This is a genomic window from Mesorhizobium sophorae (assembly GCF_002270415.1).
GTDB lineage: Bacteria > Pseudomonadota > Alphaproteobacteria > Rhizobiales > Rhizobiaceae > Mesorhizobium > Mesorhizobium sophorae.
On record NZ_NNRI01000022.1, the window covers coordinates 907938 to 924783 of the forward strand.

The window sequence follows — 16846 nt, forward strand, 5'->3', positions numbered from 1 at the left end:
CCGAAGCGCCTCGAGCGCGCTCGATTGAGTGGGACCTGTTCTCCACGCGGATATTCATCAGGGCGCGCAACGATTCCATTGCACATTCAGACGCCGTATACATGGCCGCAACCGACCTGTTCACCAAACCCGATCCGACACCCTTGACCCGCAGGAGCCATCCAGATGCCGGCGGGACAGTACCCCCTCTGGCCTGCCGGCCATCTCCCCTGCAAGGGGGGAGATCGTCGCCCCCTAAATCAGCTTCTCCAGCGTGATCGGCAGGTCGCGCACCCGTTTTCCAGTGGCGTGGAAGACCGCGTTGGCGATCGCGGGTGCCACGCCGACGATGGCGAGCTCGCCGACGCCCTTGCCGCCGAGCACCGAGGAGTGCAGGTCGGGAATGCCGACCGAGATCACTTCGATGTCTGGAATGTCGGCGTTGGTCGGCACCAGATAGTCGGCAAGGTTGTTGTTGACGATGCGGCCATGGCGGCGGTCGACGATGCCTTCCTCGAGCAGCGCCTGGCCGATGCCCATGATGATGCCGCCCTTCCATTGGCTTTCGGCGAGTTTGGGGTTGTAAAGCCGGCCCGAATCCAGCGCCGACACCACGCGCGACACGCGCACCGTGCCGAAATCCTCGTCGACACGCACCTCGATGAAATGCGCGCACCAGCTGTGGCGGGAATAGTCGCCCTCCGTATGCGGCAGCGCCATGGCGATGGTGGTGTAGTTCTTGTAGCGATCCTGCGCCGTCGAATTGGCCGGCATGGTGTCGCCGGTTGCTTCGATATGGTCGCGGCCGACGCTGCCGAGCAGTTCGGCGATGGAGAGATCAGGGCCGTCACCGCGCGGCGATGAGATACGGCCATTGGCAACGACCAGCGTGTTGGCCTGCAGCGCGTGGAACGGCGAGCGCGGATCGCTGATTGCCAGCCCCACCAGTTGGTCGAGCGCCGAGGTCGCCGCCTTGTAGACGGCGCCGGTCATGACGCCGGCCAGCCGCGACCCGCCGGCGACGCCGGCGCGGGGGAAGCGCGAGTCGCCCAGCTTCACCACGACATTGTCGGCCGGCACGCCGACCGTCTCGGCGGCGGTTTGCGCCAGGATCGTGTAGGTGCCCTGGCCCATGTCGATCGAGGAGCTTTCGACCTCGACCGAGCCGTCGGCGAGGATGCGCACGATCGCCTCGCCATAGGCGCGCCGCACCGGATAGGTGCCGGCGGCGACACCCCAGCCGATCAGCTGGTTGCCGTCGCGCATCGAGCGCGGCTGTGGTGTCCGCCTTTCCCAACCGAAGCGTTCTGAGCCCGCAGCAAAAGCCTCGCGCAACTGCCTGGTAGACCAGGCTTTTCTGGCGTGTGGGTCCTGCTCGGCATAGTTTCTCAGGCGGATCTCCAGCGGATCGATGCCGACCTCATAAGCGAGTTCGTCGATGGCGCTCTCGATGCCGAAGGCCGAGGGGTTTTCGCCCGGCGCGCGCATGGCGCCAGGCACCACCGAATTCACCCGCACGACATTCTGCTTCGAGGAGAAATTCGGCGTCGCGTACATGATCGAGGTGACCGATCCGAGCGGCTCGACCCACATGCCGTCCATCGACGTCTCGTTGATGCCGCGATGCACGATCGACTGGATTTTTCCTTGCCGGTCGGCGCCGATCGTCACCGTCTGACGTGTCGCCGCGCGCCCTCCGTAGCCGGTGAAGGTCTGCGGCCGCGTCATCACCAGCCTCACCGGCCGGCCGAGCATCTTGGCGGCACTTGCCGCCACCGCGCCATGGCTGAGCGCCAGCGCCTTGGAGCCGAAGCCGCCACCGATATAGGGCGAGACGAGCCGCACATTCTCGAACGGCACGCCGAACCATTCGGCATAGGTGCGCGCCATGCCGTCCAGCCACTGGCTCGGCTCCCATACGGTGAGCTTGTCGCCTTCCCACTGGGCGATCAGGCCATGTGGTTCCATCGGCGCCTGGTATTCGCGCGGCGTGTTGTAGGCGGCGCAAATCCTGACCGGAGCCGAGGCGAAGGCTGCCTGGGCGTCGCCCCATTTCTTGGTCATGGCATCGATCGGAATGCCGTCGCCGGCCTTGGCGTCGCTGAGGTCGACAATGGAGGGGGTCTCGTCATAGCTGACTTTGACCAGTGCCGCGGCCGCAACCGCCTGCTCGAAGGTTTCCGCGACGACCGCCGCGACATGCTGGCCTGAGAAGGTGATGTCGCGCGCCAAAGGGCAATAGGGCTTGTCGGGCGGCGGTGTACCGAACCAGTCAGAGGCAGTCCTGAGGCTGATGATGGTGTCCGGCGTCAATACCTTGAGCACGCCGGGCGCTGCTTCGGCCTCGGCGGTATCGATCGAGCGCACCTTGCCTGATGCAATCGTGCTTTCGACCAGCACGGCGTAGGCGAGCCCTTCAAGCTGCTGCTCGACGGCATATTTCGCGGAGCCGGTGATCTTGGCCGGGCCGTCGACACGCGACAGCCGGCCGCCAACGGCGTCGGCGCCGCCATCGGACGCATCACCATGTCTCATGTTGTGAACAGTCATGCCGTTTCTCCCATTTTCAGGATGGCGCGGGCGACGACGCGCGGCGCCAGTTCGATCTTGTAGTGGTTGGCGCCGTTGTCGACGGCGCCTTCGACGGCGAGCAGGCTGGCGGCGCGGACGGCGTCCGGCTCCAGCACCTTGCCCTTCAGCGCCTGTTCCACTGCCCGTGCTCGCCACGGTTTGGTCGCGACGCCGCCCAGCGCCACGCGCAAATCCCGGATGGTGCGCCCGTCAGCCTCGAACTCGATGCCGACAGCAGCACTTGCCGCTGCGAACTCATAGGATTGCCGGTCGCGGATCTTGAGGTACGTGGAACGCCGGGCGGCGGCGGAGTTAGGGATCTCGATGGCGGTGATCATCTCGCCCGGGTCGATCGCGTGTTCCCTGTCGGGCGTGGCGCCGGGCAACAGAAAGAAATCGTCCACCGAAACCCGACGCTCGCCGAGATGGACGATCGCGTCGAAGGCGACCAGCGCGGTGGCGAGGTCACCTGGATACATGGCGATGCAGGCTTCACTGGTGCCGAGCACGGCGTGTCCCCGAGTGACACCGCCGATAGCCGAACAGCCGCTGCCGGGTTCCCGCTTGTTGCAGGCAGGGAAATTCGCCGGATCGCGGAAGTAGGGGCAGCGCGTGCGCTGCATCAGATTGCCGCCGATTGTCGCCATGTTGCGGATCTGCGCCGAAGCCGCCTGCCACAGGGCTTCGGAGACGGCGGGGAAGTGGCGCTTAATGTCAGCATGATCGGCGACATGGCCCATTTTGGCCAGTGCACCGATGGTGGCGCCGCTTGCGCTGACTGCGATCTTGTCCAGCCCTTTGAGATGGGTGATGTCGACGAGGCTGTCGGGCTCGGCAACACCGCATTTGGCGAGATCGATGAGCGTGGTGCCGCCGGCGAGCAGCATGGCGCCGGGCAGGGCGGCTGCCTGACGTGCCGCATCGAGCGAGCCGGCACGCAGATACGAAAAATCTCTCATGACTGGACCTCCAGGGCTGCCTGGCGGACAGCGGCGACAATGTGCGGATAGGCGCCGCAGCGGCAGAGATTGCCGGCCATGTATTCGCGGATTTCTTCGTCCGAGCCGGCATGGCCCTCGCGGATGCAGGCGACCGCCGACATGATCTGGCCGGGCGTGCAATAGCCGCACTGGAAGGCATCCTGCTCGAGGAAGGCAGCCTGCACGGGATGCAGTTCGCCCTCCCGTGCAAGCCCCTCGATGGTGGTGACGGTGCGGCCCTCGGCCTGCGCGGCCAGCGTCAGGCAGGCCAGCACGCGCTCGCCGTCGACATGAACGGTGCAGGCACCGCACTGGCCGTGGTCGCAGCCCTTCTTGGTGCCGGTCAGGCCGAGCCGGTCGCGCAAGGCGTCGAGCAGCGTGACGCGCGGCTCGAGCTGCAGGGTGTGGCGATGGCCGTTGACGTCGAGATGGACGGGAATTGTCGTTTTGGTCATGGGCGTCTGGCTCCAGTTGCTTGACGCGGAGTCGATTGAGCTGATGTTGGGCAGGCAAGGACAGCCGGCAGACCTACCGGATCTCCCAGCTGTCCGTCCCTTCGCTTTCGCTCCGGGCATTCGTCGTTTGGAAAGCCAGGCAACTGGCCTTCTGTCCGCTACGCGGATCACTAGTCATCCCAGCAGGTCCTCGATCCGGATTGGAAAGCGCCTGGGGCGCACGCCAGTTGCATGCCAGACCGCATTGGCGACGGCGCCAGCCGTGCCGGTGATGCCGATTTCGCCAACGCCCTTGATGCCGAGCGCGTTGACGTAAGGGTCGTCCTCGTGGACCAGCAGCGCCTCGACCGACGGCACGTCGGCATTCACCGGGACATGGTATTCGGCGAGGTTGGCATTCTGGATACGGCCCGAGCGCCGGTCGGTGACGGCCTCTTCATGCAGGGCGAAGGAGACGCCCCAGATCATGCCGCCATAATACTGGCTGCGCACCAGCCGCGGATTGATGACCCGCCCGGCGGCAAAGGCACCGACCAGTCGGGTGACGCGGATCTGGCCGAAATCGGGATCGACCTTCACTTCGGCGAACACTGCGCCATGCGCGTGCATGGCATAGGCCTCCCGCGAGGCCGGGTCTGGGGTTCCCGTGCCACGGCCATCGATCTCGGCGAGCCCGGCGCGGGCCAGGATCTCGCCATAGCTTTCACTGCGATTTTCGTCGTCGCGCCGGTAGAGGCGGCCGCCACGCGCCAGGACGCCCTCGTTGCCGGCGCCGAACAACGGCGAGGCTTCATGGCCGGTGGCGAGATCGGCGAGCCTGGCGATGACGGCGGCTCCGGCATTGTGGATCGCCATGCCGGCTGTTGCCGTATGGCCGGAGCCGCCGGCAATGCCTGCGTTGGGCAGGTCGGAGCTGCCGGCCCTGAAATCGACCTGGTCGATGTCGAGCCCCAGCCCGTCGGCGGCGATCTGGGCGAAGGCGGTCCAGGCGCCTTGCCCCATGTCCTGCGCGCCGGTCTCCATCAGGCCGCTGCCGTCGGCCCTCAGCACCGCACGCGCCTCAGCCTGGAACATGATCGCCGGAAAGGTCGCCGTGCCCATGCCCCAGCCGGTCAGAAAGCCATCCTTGTCCGGCATCTGGCGCGGCTGGAGCGGACGGCGCTGCCAACCGAAGCGCTCTGATGCCAGCGTGTAGCATTCGCGCAGCGCCTTGGACGAAAACGGCTTGCCGGTCATTGGCTCGACCTCGGCATAATTGCGCAGCCGAAACTCCAGCGGGTCCATGCCGCAGGCCCCGGCCGCCTCATCGATGGCGCTCTCCAGCGCGATCGAGCCGGTGGCTTCACCCGGGGCGCGCATGAACAGCGGCGTGCCCGTGTCCAGCCGCACCGCCTCGTGCGAAGTGGCGATGGCCGGGCTGGCATAGAGCGTGTGCGAGGCATCGGCGGCCGGTTCGAAGAAATCGTCGAACGTGCTCGATGCGGTCTTGGCGTGATGGTCGATCGCTGTCAGCCGCCCTTCGCGGTCCATGCCCATGCGCAAGGTCTGGCGCGTTGGCGCGCGATGGCCGGCGGGCCCGTACATCTGCTCGCGCCGCAGCACCAGCTTGACGGGACAACCGACGAGACGCGCCGCCAGAATGCCCAGCACCTGCGGCCCGGAGATCATGCCCTTGGAACCGAAGCCGCCACCCAGGAAAGGGCTGCGGATGTGGATGTTTTGCGGCGCGATGCCGAACAGGCCAGCGATGCGGCCCTGTGCCATGGCAAGGCCCTGGCTCGGCGTGTCGATCGACAGGCTGTCGCCATCCCAGGCGGCGACGATCGCATGCGGCTCCATGGCGTTGTGGTATTGGGCCGAGGTCTCGTAGGTCGCCTCGATCCGCGTCGCCGCCGACTCGAGACCGGCCTCGACATCGCCCTTGTGGTGCACCGCAGGACTGCCGATGCCGACACCGCCCGGCACAAAGCTTTCGGCGCCGTCGAGGCCAACGCGCGCCGGCTGCGCTTCATAGCGCGGCGATAGCAGTGCTGCTCCTTCGGTCGCCGCCTCCAGCGTTTCGGCGATCACCACGGCGATGGTCTGGTTCGGGTAGCGGATTCGATCGTTCTGCAACAGGTCGAGCCGGAACATGAAGGGATTGTTCTTGGCATCCGGATCGGTGGCGAGCGGCGGCCGGTTCTGAGGCGTCATCACCTCGACCACGCCCCCGTGCGCCTTGGCCGCCTCGACATCCAGTGAAGCAACGCGGCCGCGCGCGATGCCGCTGACGGCCAGTACTGCGTAGAGCATGCCGGGCGGATGATTGTCGGCGGCGTAACGGGCGGCACCGGTGACCTTGAGAAAACCATCGCGGCGGGTCAGCGGTTGGCCGATGCTGGAGCCCTGCCGGAGATGGGCGGGTTGTTGATTGAGGCTGAGTTCAAGCGTCATGGCGCACTCCGGGAATGGAGGAAAATGGGGAGGCAGGAAGGGCTGGCAGCCGTCCAGGCGTTCCCGCCAGAGCAGACATCAGCGCCCTGACTACGATGCGGCGTGCGAGTTCGATCTTGAACGCATTGTCGCCGGAGGGACTGGCATCGGCCAATGCGGCGTCCGCCGCACGGACGAAGCTCGTCTCGTCGGCATCGGCGCCAAGCAGGACCGCTTCCGCCGAACGCGCCCGCCATGGCTTGGCCGCTACCCCGCCCAGCGCCAGACGCGCCTGGCGGATCTTGCCGCCTTCGACGACAAGGGCAGCGGCGGCCGAGACAACAGCGAAGGCATAGGAGGTGCGCTCGCGTACCTTGAGATAGCGGGCATTGGCGGAGAAGGAGGCGGCCTCCGCCGGCAGGCGCACCCCAACGATCAGGTCGCCGGGCTCCAGCCCATTCTCCCGCTGCGGCGTCTCGCCGGGAAGCCGGTGGAATTCCTCCAGCGTCACATGACGCCGGCCCTTCTTGCCCTCGATCTCGACCACGGCGTCGAGCGCCACCAGCGGCACGCAGAAGTCCGATGGATGCGTGGCGATGCAGGCGTCGCTCCAGCCGAGCACGGCATGCAGCCGGTTCTCGCCACCCAGCGCGTCGCAGCCTGCGCCCGGCTCGCGCTTGTTGCAGGCGCTGGCGGTGTCGTAGAAATAGCTGCAGCGCGTGCGCTGCAGCAGATTGCCGCCGACGGTGGCGGCATTGCGAAGCTGGGCCGAGGCGCCCGACAGCAAGGCCTCCGCCACCGCCGGATAGGATCTGGCGAACTCTGGATCATGAGCGAGGTCGGCATTGCGCACCAGCGCGCCGAGGCGCAGGCCGCCATCGGCCAGCCGCTCAATGCGGTTGAGCTCCGCCAGGCGCGAGATGTCGACGATCCGCTCGGGGCTGGTGACGCCGCCCTTCATCAGGTCAAGCAGGTTGGTGCCGCCGGCGAGATAGGCCGAACCCGGCTCGGCCGCCGCCGCAATGGCGTCGGGAATGGTGGTGGGCCTGATATAATCGAAGTTCTTCACGCCGCGGTCCTCCGGTCGGCCTTGGCCAGTTGTTCCTGGGCTTCCAGGACGGCCTCGACGATGCCGCCATAGGCAGCGCAGCGGCACAGATTGCCGCTCATGCCCTCGCGGATGCGCTCGGGATCGTCGCCGGCCTGCGCCTCGGCGATCAGGCCGAGCGTGCTCATGATCTGACCCGGCGTGCAGAAGCCGCATTGGAAGCCGTCATGGGCGATGAAGGCGGCCTGCACCGGATGCAGGTCTTCACCGTGGGAGACACCCTCGATGGTCAAGACCTTGGCGCCGTCATGGCTGACAGCCAGCGCCAGGCAGGAGTTGATGCGCTTGCCATCGACCAGTACCGTGCAAGCGCCGCACTGGCCGCGGTCGCAGCCCTTCTTGGTGCCGGTGAGCTCAAGCCGCTCGCGCAGCAGGTCAAGCAGTGTGACGCGTGGATCGACCTCGAGTTCGTATCGGTGTCCGTTGATGGTGAGAGCGAGGGGAAGGCTGGTCATGGGCGTCTGGCTCCAATTGCTTGACGCTAATGGGAATGATCTGGTGCCTTGCTGGGGATGAGCAAGGTCACCTTGCGGTCGGGTTGGCTAATCTCCTCGTATGGGGGAGATAGCACTCATCGGTCTTCACCGACCTCCCAGCGGGCGGGGAGGCTACTTTCAGCACGTGACATACCGGTTCGCCTTATTATATGATAAAGGTGCTCCACTAAAACGGAGGCGCCTCCGTTTATTACGTGGGGGCTGACCCGGCCGGGTTCAAGCCCCCCGCCACACCGTGGAGAAAAAATTGGCCGCCGAGCCGTCCGCCATCACTGAAGCGAAGGTCGAAGAGGCCAAGCCGCTGCGCGCCGACGCGCAGCGCAACCGTGACAGGCTGGTCGAGGTGGCGGCCGCCGTCTTTGCCGAGCGTGGCATCGACGCCTCGTTGGAGGAGATCGCGCGCCGTGCCGGCGTCGGCATAGGCACACTCTACCGGCATTTTCCGACCCGCGAGCATCTGGTCGAGGTGGTCTACCGGCGCGAGGCGGAGGCGCTGTGCGCGGCTGCCGGCGAACTCGCCGGAAAACATCCGTCCGATGTAGCGCTGGAGCAGTGGATGCAGCGCTTCGTCGACTATATCGCCACCAAGCGCGGCCTGGCGACCAGCCTGCGCATCCTGCTGACCACCAATTCGACGCTGTTTTCCGACACGTCGGGCCGGGTTTCGCAGGCGTTGCGGCAACTCGTCGAGGCGGCGGTGGCCGAGGGCACGATCCGCGGCGATGTCGACGCTTCCGACGTGCTGCACGCACTGTCGGGCATCTATTCGGCACCCGACACCCCGCAATGGCGCGACCGCTCACGCCGGCTGGTGTCGCTGCTGATGGACGGTCTGCGGTTCGGGGCGGGGAAGGGGTGACTCCGTGGATAGCCTCATCTTGGTGCTGACAAGGTTCGTCAGCGGAGAAGACACCAGCCTGGCCGCCGCCAACAGCCTGGAAGTGCTGCTCGACGAGGCCTATCCGGACGACGAGCTTGTTCAAAGTGCCGTTGTAAAGCTTGCGAGCTACAGGCCCGGTGGTGGCCAGTTTCTGTTCGACACTCCGGAAATTCAACGTCGGCTGCTTCGTATTCGCGACTATCTTTCGCATCGCACCTGATAAGACCGCTCTTGCACTGCGAGGCCGGCATCAAGCTGATGTTCATGGACAGCATCCCGGTTGGCCTCGAATCTCCAAAGGATTTTGCCTCGATGATCTCGGCCGACAGCCAGGGCAACGGCCAGATTGCGGCGCAGATCCTGTCTTCCTGCATGCCGAAGGGCGGCACGATCGGCCTGGTGAATTTCGGCGTCGACTATTTCAGCACCAACGAGCGCACCAAGGGCGTCGGCGAGTGGATGAAGAAGAACCGGCCCGACATCGTCATGAAGCAGGTTGATTTCACCGATCCCTCCAAGGTGTCGCAGATCGCCGGCGACTTCCTCACCGGCAATCCCGATGTGAAGGGCCTGTTTGCGGTGTGGGATCAGCCGGCGCTCGACACGCTGTCGTCGATGCGCGCGCAAGGCATCGACATTCCGATCACCACTGTCGATCTTGGCCTGCAGTCGGCGATCGAAATCGCCAAGGGTGGACCGCTGAAGGCAACCGGTTCGCAGCGCCCCTATGATCAGGGCGTCGCCGAAGCGCTGGCGATGATGAAGGCGCTGATCGGTGAACCCACGTCCGCCTGGGTCGGCGTCCAGTCCTTGCCGGTGGTGCAGTCCAACGTGCTGGAGTCCTTCAAGACCGTGTTCCACAAGGATCCGCCGGCCGAACTGGTCGACGCCTGCAACAGCGCCAAGCCGAAGTGCAATTGAGATAGGCGAAAAGCCATGGGTACGGGGGCGACCCCGTGCCCATGTTTTTGGTAAGAGTGGACGCGACGCGCTTTGGGAATCGGTCTCGCAACAGTCGGCTTCATGCCAAGACGGCCATTCATGGTGAGCAAACGGTATGCTAGGCGTGATCGCTTGATTTGCTTGTCATCCACGCTTTCGAGGGCACCCGATGTATGTAGGCCGTTCCTACAAGGTGATAGATTTCGCACTTTGGTCGCGGCGCAGTGTCATCTACATGGTGGTGGTGAGCGCGCTGGCCGTGGCGGCCTACCGTCTTCCAGGCGTCACCGGGTTCTCAGTGCCATGGTCGGTGGTGCTCGTGCTCGGCACCACCGTGTCACTCGTTGCCGGGTTCAAGAATTCGCAGGTGTTCAGCCGCAGCAGTGAAGCGCTGCAAGCCTTTGCGCAAATTACAGCCAGCAGCCGGTTGTGGTCCAATTTCTGCAGGGACTTCAACGATGTGCCGACAGCCAGGCAACTCATCTACCGCCATCTCGCCTGGTTGACGGCCCTCAGGTTCGCCCTGCGGCGGCCGATGCCGTGGGAATCCATGGGACGGGCGGTCAATGTCGAATACCGGCGGCGTTACAATATCCAGGAGGATGCGGGCTCGATCGCCGACGAACTGCGTCCGCTGTTGGGAGAACAAGCCAACGACGTCGTGAAGTCGCCTCATCCGGCGATAATCCTGCTCGAAATGCAATCGGTCCAGGTCAATGCCTTGTTCAAGGAGGCCAAAATCCCTCCGCAGGTCTATGTCGAACTCGTCAAGCTGATCCGCGACTTCCATGATCAGCAGGCGCGCTGCGATCGCATCAAGAACAATCCATATCCCCGGCAATACGCCATCGTCAGTTCCTTGTTCGTTATGATCTTTTGCACCTTGCTGCCATTTGGCGTCGTTCCAGTCTTTGCCGACATGGGCAAATTGGGCGGCGCACTCGGCCCGATCGCGATCTGGCTCACGATCCCCTTCAGCACACTCCTCGGGTGGGCATACATGTCTCTCGACCAGGTCGGCGAGAGCAGTGCCAACCCTTTCGAGGGCAACGCCAACGATGTTCCGATCTCGCAAATCTGTCGCGACATCGAGATCGAACTGCGCACCGGGCTTGGTGAGGTTGACCTCCCCAAGCCATTGCTGCCAGTCAACGATATCGCGACCTAGGCAAGCGTCGCCGACGGCCGATACTAGGTGCCGGGGCGATCTCTCGCGCTGGCTGGCGATAAAAACCTGGCGTGAATGTCACACTGGCGGATCCTGACTCGTCATGAGGTCGGCACCAACAGAAGGAAGCCAATCATGACCGCAAAACTTGATCTCTTCGCCGCTGCCCCCTCGCTGATGAAGGAATGGCAGCGCGCATCCTTCGCCATTTCCTCCAGCCTCGAGCCCAGCCTGGCCGAGCTTGTGAAGATCCGTGCATCCCAGATCAACGGCTGCGCCAATTGCCTCAACATGCACACGGTGTTCGCACGCGAGGACGGCGAAACCGAGCAGCGCATCTACCTGTTGTCGGCGTGGCGCGAGGCGCCTTGCTACACCGACCGCGAACGCGCCGCGCTCGGTTGGACCGAGGCGCTGACGCGGATTTGCGAAGGTCATACGCACGAAAGCGCCTACGAGGCCCTGGAGGCCGAATTCACGCCGGAAGAGCAGGTCAAGCTCACCTTGATGATCAATGTCATCAACGGCTACAACCGCCTTGCAGTCGGGTTCGGTGGCTGGGCCGATCCGGCGGCGATAAGATCCGCGGCCAAGGCGGCGGCCGCCTGATGACGGGCGCAGGGACCGAGCATGCGGCGGCGGCCTTCGATCCGCTGCGTCCGACGCTGATGCGCGTCGCTTACCGCATGCTTGGCTCCGTGGCGGATGCCGAGGATGTCGTGCAGGAGGCCTTCATCCGCTGGATGCGGGCCGACCGCGGCGAGGTGCGTGAGCCCGCGGCATTCCTGCGCCGCACGGTCACGCGGCTTTGCCTGGACCAGCTCAAATCCGCGCGCCGCCAGCGCGAGACCTATGTCGGTCCCTGGCTTCCCGATCCCGTCGTGGAAGAGGACGAAGTGGATGACGTCACCCTGCCGATGATGCTGGTGCTGGAACGTCTTTCGCCGCTCGAACGGGCGGCCTTTCTGCTGCACGATGTGTTCGGGCTGGGATTCGAGGAGGTCGCGGCCGCCATCCAGCGCGAACCCGCTGCCTGCCGCCAGCTTGCTGCCCGCGCGCGCGCCCATGTCCGCCAGGCGAGACCGCGTTTCAAGGTGGAAAAGCAACGCGGCCTCGAGCTCGCCGAGGCCTTCTTCGCTGCCTCGCGCAGCGGCGACATGAAGGCGCTTGGCGCGATGCTGTCGGCCGATGTCAGCGCCCATGCCGATGGCGGCGGGAAGCGTCCGGCAGCCACGGAAGTGGTCCTGGGGTTCGATGCCGTGATGCAGCAATACGAGCGTGTGGCGGCTTGGCTGCAGAAGAACGCCTCGACGCTTGTTCGTGTCGGTTTCGTCAATGGACTGCCCGGCTTCATCACGCTGGAAGCCGATGGCGAACTGCAGACGACCGCACTCGACATCGAAGACGGAAAGATCGCGGCAATCTATGTGGTGCGCAACCCCGACAAGCTCCGCCACTTGCATTAAAGCGCGTCGCGTTGAAACGGATTCAGGCGACGCGCATTAACCCTTGGCTTCGACCAGGATCACCAGCGATTCCGGTACCACGCCATCGTAGACCATCGCGTCAGCGGCTTTCTGGCTCTGCATCATTGTCGCAAGGGCATCCATGTCCGGGACGTCCATCATCAGGGCCACTCGTTTCGGATTCTGCGGATCGACGAACGTGCGGATGTTGGTGATCCCCAGCGCGCCGAAAAGCTCCTTGCGCTTGGGTGAACTGAGCCAGTGCTTGCTGTCCTTCGTGATGTTGTGATGGCCAATTACGGTTGGCATGGCATCCTCCCCAAGGCGACGCCGGCGGTCGATATCGCCCGCCTGTTGTGCGATCCACCTGTGCAGTCAGTCAGCGCCGTTTCCTCCGGGCTGTCAATTAGCTGTTGCTGATGGATGTGCGGGGATGCCGCTTTCGGGGCGCTCAAAGTTCGAGGCAGACCTTGCCGAAATGCCGTTGGGATTCGTAGTGCGTGAAGGCACCGGCGATGTCCTCAAGCGCAAAACTGCGGTCGATGATGGGCTTCAGACGGTTGACCTCCATGGCCCGGATCATGTCCTCCTGGTCCGCCCTGCTGCCGATCGAGATCCCGCTGATGCGGAGCTGGTTCGAAAACAGGGCCGGGATCGACACTTCCGCCGCAAAGCCGGTCAGGACGCCGATCAGCGCAATATGGCCGCCCGTCCGGCAGGCCGCTATCGACTGCGTCAGCGTAGCGGGGCCGCCGACCTCGATCACGTGATCGACGCCGCGGCCGTCCGTCAAATCCCGGGCCTTTTGGCCCCAGTCCGGCACGGCCTTGTAGTTGATGACGGCGTCGGCGCCGAGGCGCCTTAGCCTTTCCAGCTTCTGCTCGTCGGAAGAAGTGGCGATGACCCTGGCGCCGGCGGCTTTGGCAAATTGCAACGCGAACAGCGATACGCTGCCCGTGCCGAGGACCAGCACGGTGTCGCCGGGTTTCACCTTGCCGCACACAACCAGGCCGCGCCAGGCGGTGACGCCGGTGCAGGTGAGCGTTGCCGCCTCCACATGCGTGTAGCCCACCGGGGCCTTGGTGAAGGCGTGTGCCGGCATGCACACATATTCGCTTGCAAAGCCGTCGAAACTTTCTCCCGGTATGTCGCGCCTGGTCGCAGGCGTCATGTCACCGCCCAGCCACCATGGGTAGAAGGTGCTGACGACGCTGTCTCCAGCCTTGAACGCATCGACATCGTCGCCGACTTCGATCACCTCGCCCGCGCCATCGGACAGCGGAACGCGGCCGTCGGCGAGCGGCATCTTGCCTTGAACGACGAAATCGTCACGCAGGTTCAACGAGCAGGCCCGGATCCTGACCAGCACGTCACCCGGTCCTGTCTGGGGACGGTCTTCCTCCACCAGTTCGAGGTTGCCCAAGCCACCCGGCGCTCTCAGCCTGACCAGCCTCATTGCCGGACCGGCCGGCCGGACATCACCCTCAGCCACGGCGCCAGATGGAAGGCACTCATCAGGAGATACATCACCGGCATGCTGGTCAGCAGCGAAGCGTTCGCACCCATGCACAGGATAGCCGCATCGCCATTCTGAATGCAGCTGAACAGCGCCATCAGGGCGAAGGTGGGTGCCGCGGCGAGGCACAGCCAGTCGGCGAGACCCAGCGTTGCCGGGTTTGTGTCTTCAGCAGGGATCGCGCCGCTGGCACCGGTATGGATATCGCTCATGGTCCTTTTCCCTTGATGGTTGTGCCTTGTTGCGTGCGACCTGCTCGCCAGGACTTGGGTTCCTCGCCCCCACGAGAGTGGGGGAGAGGTGGCTCGGCGAAGCCGAGACGGAGAGGGGGCCGCGTCCTACGAAAGCCCCCTCTCCGGCCGCTTCGCGGCCACCTCTCCCCGCTTTTGGAGGGGGCGAGGAACCCAAGCTGGATGGCGGCCGGACACTCTCAGCAGATCCTTACTGGCCGTCCTTGTCCCTGAACGCCGCTTCGCCGGCAGCCGACACTTCTGCCCATTTCTGGTCGGGCGCGGCGTCGTAATTGTCGTGCCAGTTCCACCAGCTGTAGAGCGGGGTCTGCGGATAGCCTTCGGGCGAGTCTTCCCAGATCTCCTGGCGACCGAGCGGCGTTGCGTCGAGGTAGCTCCACACGGTGCCCATCGCCTCGTCGCCGCGGCTGTTGATGAAATAGGTGCGGAATACCCGGTCGCCGTCATGGATGAAGACGTTGTGGCCGTGCCATTCGTCGACGCCGAAGTCTTTGTCGAAGCTATCGGTGATGGTGTACCAAGGCATCTCCCAGCCCATCCGCTTCTTCAGTCGCGCAATGTCGGCCTGCGGTGCGCGCGAGGCGTAGGCAAGCGTGGTGTTGCGGGCGTTGAGGTGGGCGAGATGGCCGACCTGATCGGCACCGAGCGAACAGCCGCGGCAAGCGTGATCGGGCCAGCCATGGACCCCCGGCTCGAAGAAGGCGCGGTAGACGATCAGCTGGCGGCGGCCTTCGAACAAATCAAGCAGGCTCGCCTTGCCATTCGGCCCGTCGAACACATAGGCCTTGTCCACTTCCATCCACGGCATGCGCCGGCGCTCTGCGGCCAGCGCGTCCTTGGCGCGCAGCGTCGCCTTCTCTTTTACCAGCAGCTCTTCGCGCGCGGCTTCCCACGCCTGCTGTGAAACGATTGGTGGGGTCTTCATTGTGGTGTGCTTGGTCATTGCTCGTCTCCTTTGTCAGTCTGTGGCGCCGTGGCGGCGCGTTGTTGCTTGCGGATCGTGAGGCAGGGTAGGGCGATGAAGTGCAGCGGTGGGAGTTACAAGTGTGACAGGATTTGAATGGGCAGGCCCGCCGCAGCAGGGGTGGCGCCCGGCGCGCTCGACCGTGTCGTTCGTCGCGTGGAGAGGCAGATCGTCGGAGTCAGGCATTGTCAATTATCCCTTATGAGATGCTTAATATCGATATCTAAGATGCTCAGGCTAACGAGTGCCGATATTGGCGTCAACGGCGGCTACGGCGCCTTCCGCCTGTCCTGATGGCTAGGTCATCATCCAAGTCATTGCTGTTTGCCCTGGTGTGCCGCCTGTTGCCGATACGGCTTGCTGGTTGGCGGTCATGACTTAAGTTAGGGCGGGCAGTGCAGGGGTGGGAGTTACAAGTGTGACGGGATTTGAATGGACTCGCTGATCACGGCAGCGGCATTGGCGCTGGCCGCGGGCGATCCACTCGGGGCGTTGGACCGCGTCGCCCTGCGCGAGGACGCGCCGGCGCTGGCGTTGCGCGGCATCGCGATGGCGCAGCTCGGCGACCTCGACCGCGCCAAGGCGCTGTTGCGGCGGGCCGCGCGCGCCCTCGGTCCGAAGGAAGCGGTGGCGCGCGCCAGATGCGTCGTCGCCGAGGCGGAGATCGCACTGGTCTCGCGGGACCTTGGCTGGCCCGCCAAATCGCTGGATGCGGCGCGGGCGACGCTGGAAAAGCATGGCGACCGGCTGAACGCCGCGCATGCCGGCCATCTCAAGGTACGGCGACTGTTGCTGATTGGCCGCCTCGACGAGGCAGAAGACGTGCTGGCCGGGCTCGACCCTGCGCCGCTTCCGCCGGCCTCGAGAGCCGCGCACGAACTGGCCGTCGCCGGCATCGCGATGCGGCGCCTCAAGACAAGGGCTGCGCGCACGGCGTTGGAGTGGGCGCGGCACGCCGCTCGCCGCGCCGGTATCTCGGGGCTGATGGCCGAGGTCGACAACGCATTCCTGGCGCTGGACGCGCCGGCGGCGCGGCTGATCGCGCGTGGCCAGCAACGCCCCTTGCTGCTCGAGGAGGTCGAGGCGCTGCAGGCGTCGCCGGCGTTGGTCGTCGATGCCTTGCGCTATCTCGTGCGCCAGCAGGAAACCATGGTCTCGCTGGCAACGCGCCCGGTGCTGTTTGCACTGGCGCGTACGCTGGCCGAAGCATGGCCGGCGGACGTGTCGCGGGCGACTCTCATCGCACAGGCGTTTGGCGGCAGGCACGCCGATGAATCGCATCGGGCCCGATTGCGGGTCGAGATCGGCCGACTGCGCGCCGAACTGCGCACGCTTGCCGACATCAATGCCACGAGCCAAGGCTTTGCGCTGGCGCCGCGCCAGGCGCCCGAGGTGGTGGTGCTGGCGCGGCCGTTCGAGGAGCGGCACGCGGCGGTGCTGGCCTTGCTTGCCGATGGTGAATCCTGGGCGAGTTCGGCGCTGGCGCTGGCGCTTGGCACCGGCCAGCGCAGCGTGCAGCGGGCGCTGGAGCAGCTTGGCGAGGCCGGCAAGGTGCAGTCGTTCGGGCACGGCCGGGCGCGCCGCTGGATGACGCCGCCGGTGGCCGGATTCACGACGACCTTGTTACTCCCGGCACCGCTGCCGAACGGTTAGAGGA

17 protein-coding genes are annotated in these 16846 nt (G+C 65.2%); 7 read left to right on the top strand and 10 right to left on the bottom strand.

From position 1 onward, the window contains the following. Positions 1-234: 234 nt before the first annotated feature. From CGZ66_RS35525 to CGZ66_RS35550, 6 genes are all read right to left on the bottom strand, one after another. The gene (locus tag CGZ66_RS35525; RefSeq protein WP_095091270.1) at positions 235-2529 is read right to left on the bottom strand and encodes a xanthine dehydrogenase family protein molybdopterin-binding subunit; all 2295 of its coding nucleotides are present in this window, start codon (positions 2527-2529) and stop codon (positions 235-237) included. After that, complete coding sequence (locus CGZ66_RS35530) at positions 2526-3509, bottom strand: FAD binding domain-containing protein (RefSeq protein WP_095091271.1); 984 nt, start codon at positions 3507-3509, stop codon at positions 2526-2528. Before CGZ66_RS35530 ends, CGZ66_RS35525 begins: the two co-directional genes overlap by 4 nt. Beyond that, complete coding sequence (locus CGZ66_RS35535; RefSeq protein ID WP_095091272.1) at positions 3506-3985, bottom strand: (2Fe-2S)-binding protein; 480 nt, start codon at positions 3983-3985, stop codon at positions 3506-3508. The genes CGZ66_RS35530 and CGZ66_RS35535 overlap by 4 nt, the downstream gene beginning before the upstream one ends. 174 nt (positions 3986-4159) lie before the next feature. Continuing rightward, positions 4160-6418: a xanthine dehydrogenase family protein molybdopterin-binding subunit gene (locus tag CGZ66_RS35540; RefSeq protein ID WP_095091273.1), complete on the bottom strand. Its 2259-nt coding sequence runs from the start codon at positions 6416-6418 to the stop codon at positions 4160-4162. Continuing rightward, a complete protein-coding gene (locus CGZ66_RS35545) occupies positions 6408-7466 on the bottom strand; it encodes an FAD binding domain-containing protein (RefSeq protein WP_095091274.1) in 1059 nt (352 codons plus the stop codon). The genes CGZ66_RS35540 and CGZ66_RS35545 overlap by 11 nt, the downstream gene beginning before the upstream one ends. After that, entirely contained in the window at positions 7463-7960 is a 498-nt protein-coding gene (locus tag CGZ66_RS35550; protein WP_095091275.1) for a (2Fe-2S)-binding protein, read from the bottom strand. The genes CGZ66_RS35545 and CGZ66_RS35550 overlap by 4 nt, the downstream gene beginning before the upstream one ends. Before the next feature lie 289 nt (positions 7961-8249). Here CGZ66_RS35550 and CGZ66_RS35555 point away from each other — a divergent pair, with 289 nt between their 5' ends. From CGZ66_RS35555 to CGZ66_RS35580, 6 genes are all read left to right on the top strand, one after another. Continuing rightward, the gene (locus CGZ66_RS35555; protein WP_095091769.1) at positions 8250-8861 is read left to right on the top strand and encodes a TetR/AcrR family transcriptional regulator; all 612 of its coding nucleotides are present in this window, start codon (positions 8250-8252) and stop codon (positions 8859-8861) included. A 19-nt stretch (positions 8862-8880) separates the two neighbouring features. Continuing rightward, entirely contained in the window at positions 8881-9102 is a 222-nt protein-coding gene (locus tag CGZ66_RS35560) for a hypothetical protein (RefSeq protein ID WP_143748943.1), read from the top strand. Positions 9103-9113: 11 nt separating this feature from the next. Further along, a complete protein-coding gene (locus CGZ66_RS35565; protein ID WP_245331362.1) occupies positions 9114-9803 on the top strand; it encodes a substrate-binding domain-containing protein in 690 nt (229 codons plus the stop codon). 190 nt (positions 9804-9993) lie between these two features. Further along, positions 9994-10992 (top strand): bestrophin family protein, encoded by a 999-nt coding sequence (locus CGZ66_RS35570; RefSeq protein WP_095091277.1) that lies wholly within the window; start codon positions 9994-9996, stop codon positions 10990-10992. A 135-nt stretch (positions 10993-11127) separates the two neighbouring features. Further along, on the top strand, positions 11128-11601 hold the full coding sequence (locus CGZ66_RS35575) for a carboxymuconolactone decarboxylase family protein (protein WP_095091770.1): 474 nt from the start codon (positions 11128-11130) through the stop codon (positions 11599-11601). After that, positions 11601-12458: a sigma-70 family RNA polymerase sigma factor gene (locus tag CGZ66_RS35580; protein ID WP_095091278.1), complete on the top strand. Its 858-nt coding sequence runs from the start codon at positions 11601-11603 to the stop codon at positions 12456-12458. Before CGZ66_RS35575 ends, CGZ66_RS35580 begins: the two co-directional genes overlap by 1 nt. A 36-nt stretch (positions 12459-12494) precedes the next feature. Here the strand turns inward: CGZ66_RS35580 and CGZ66_RS35585 are convergent, their stop codons facing one another. The 4 genes from CGZ66_RS35585 to CGZ66_RS35600 all read right to left on the bottom strand — a co-directional run bounded on the left by CGZ66_RS35585 (position 12495) and on the right by CGZ66_RS35600 (position 15168). Beyond that, positions 12495-12767 carry a hypothetical protein gene (locus tag CGZ66_RS35585; RefSeq protein ID WP_095091279.1) on the bottom strand — a complete coding sequence of 91 codons (273 nt, stop codon included), beginning with the start codon at positions 12765-12767 and terminating at the stop codon, positions 12495-12497. 142 nt (positions 12768-12909) lie between these two features. Then, positions 12910-13914 (bottom strand): zinc-dependent alcohol dehydrogenase family protein, encoded by a 1005-nt coding sequence (locus CGZ66_RS35590; protein ID WP_095091280.1) that lies wholly within the window; start codon positions 13912-13914, stop codon positions 12910-12912. Beyond that, positions 13911-14186, bottom strand: a complete 276-nt coding sequence (locus tag CGZ66_RS35595; protein WP_095091281.1) for a hypothetical protein — start codon at positions 14184-14186, stop codon at positions 13911-13913. Before CGZ66_RS35595 ends, CGZ66_RS35590 begins: the two co-directional genes overlap by 4 nt. 229 nt (positions 14187-14415) lie before the next feature. Next, positions 14416-15168, bottom strand: a complete 753-nt coding sequence (locus CGZ66_RS35600; protein ID WP_095091282.1) for a DUF899 domain-containing protein — start codon at positions 15166-15168, stop codon at positions 14416-14418. 453 nt (positions 15169-15621) lie between these two features. Here CGZ66_RS35600 and CGZ66_RS35610 point away from each other — a divergent pair, with 453 nt between their 5' ends. Then, positions 15622-16842, top strand: a complete 1221-nt coding sequence (locus CGZ66_RS35610) for a helix-turn-helix domain-containing protein (protein WP_095091284.1) — start codon at positions 15622-15624, stop codon at positions 16840-16842. The last annotated feature ends 4 nt before the right edge of the window (positions 16843-16846 follow it).

Coding starts and splice junctions, on each gene's coding strand:
- CGZ66_RS35540 (WP_095091273.1), bottom strand. CDS start 6,418: ATGACGCTTGAACTCAGCCTCAATCAACAACCCGCCCATCTCCGGCAG.
- CGZ66_RS35610 (WP_095091284.1), top strand. CDS start 15,622: ATGGACTCGCTGATCACGGCAGCGGCATTGGCGCTGGCCGCGGGCGAT.
- CGZ66_RS35590 (WP_095091280.1), bottom strand. CDS start 13,914: ATGAGGCTGGTCAGGCTGAGAGCGCCGGGTGGCTTGGGCAACCTCGAA.
- CGZ66_RS35600 (WP_095091282.1), bottom strand. CDS start 15,168: ATGACCAAGCACACCACAATGAAGACCCCACCAATCGTTTCACAGCAG.
- CGZ66_RS35580 (WP_095091278.1), top strand. CDS start 11,601: ATGACGGGCGCAGGGACCGAGCATGCGGCGGCGGCCTTCGATCCGCTG.
- CGZ66_RS35535 (WP_095091272.1), bottom strand. CDS start 3,985: ATGACCAAAACGACAATTCCCGTCCATCTCGACGTCAACGGCCATCGC.
- CGZ66_RS35575 (WP_095091770.1), top strand. CDS start 11,128: ATGACCGCAAAACTTGATCTCTTCGCCGCTGCCCCCTCGCTGATGAAG.
- CGZ66_RS35570 (WP_095091277.1), top strand. CDS start 9,994: ATGTATGTAGGCCGTTCCTACAAGGTGATAGATTTCGCACTTTGGTCG.
- CGZ66_RS35550 (WP_095091275.1), bottom strand. CDS start 7,960: ATGACCAGCCTTCCCCTCGCTCTCACCATCAACGGACACCGATACGAA.
- CGZ66_RS35525 (WP_095091270.1), bottom strand. CDS start 2,529: ATGACTGTTCACAACATGAGACATGGTGATGCGTCCGATGGCGGCGCC.
- CGZ66_RS35585 (WP_095091279.1), bottom strand. CDS start 12,767: ATGCCAACCGTAATTGGCCATCACAACATCACGAAGGACAGCAAGCAC.
- CGZ66_RS35530 (WP_095091271.1), bottom strand. CDS start 3,509: ATGAGAGATTTTTCGTATCTGCGTGCCGGCTCGCTCGATGCGGCACGT.
- CGZ66_RS35595 (WP_095091281.1), bottom strand. CDS start 14,186: ATGAGCGATATCCATACCGGTGCCAGCGGCGCGATCCCTGCTGAAGAC.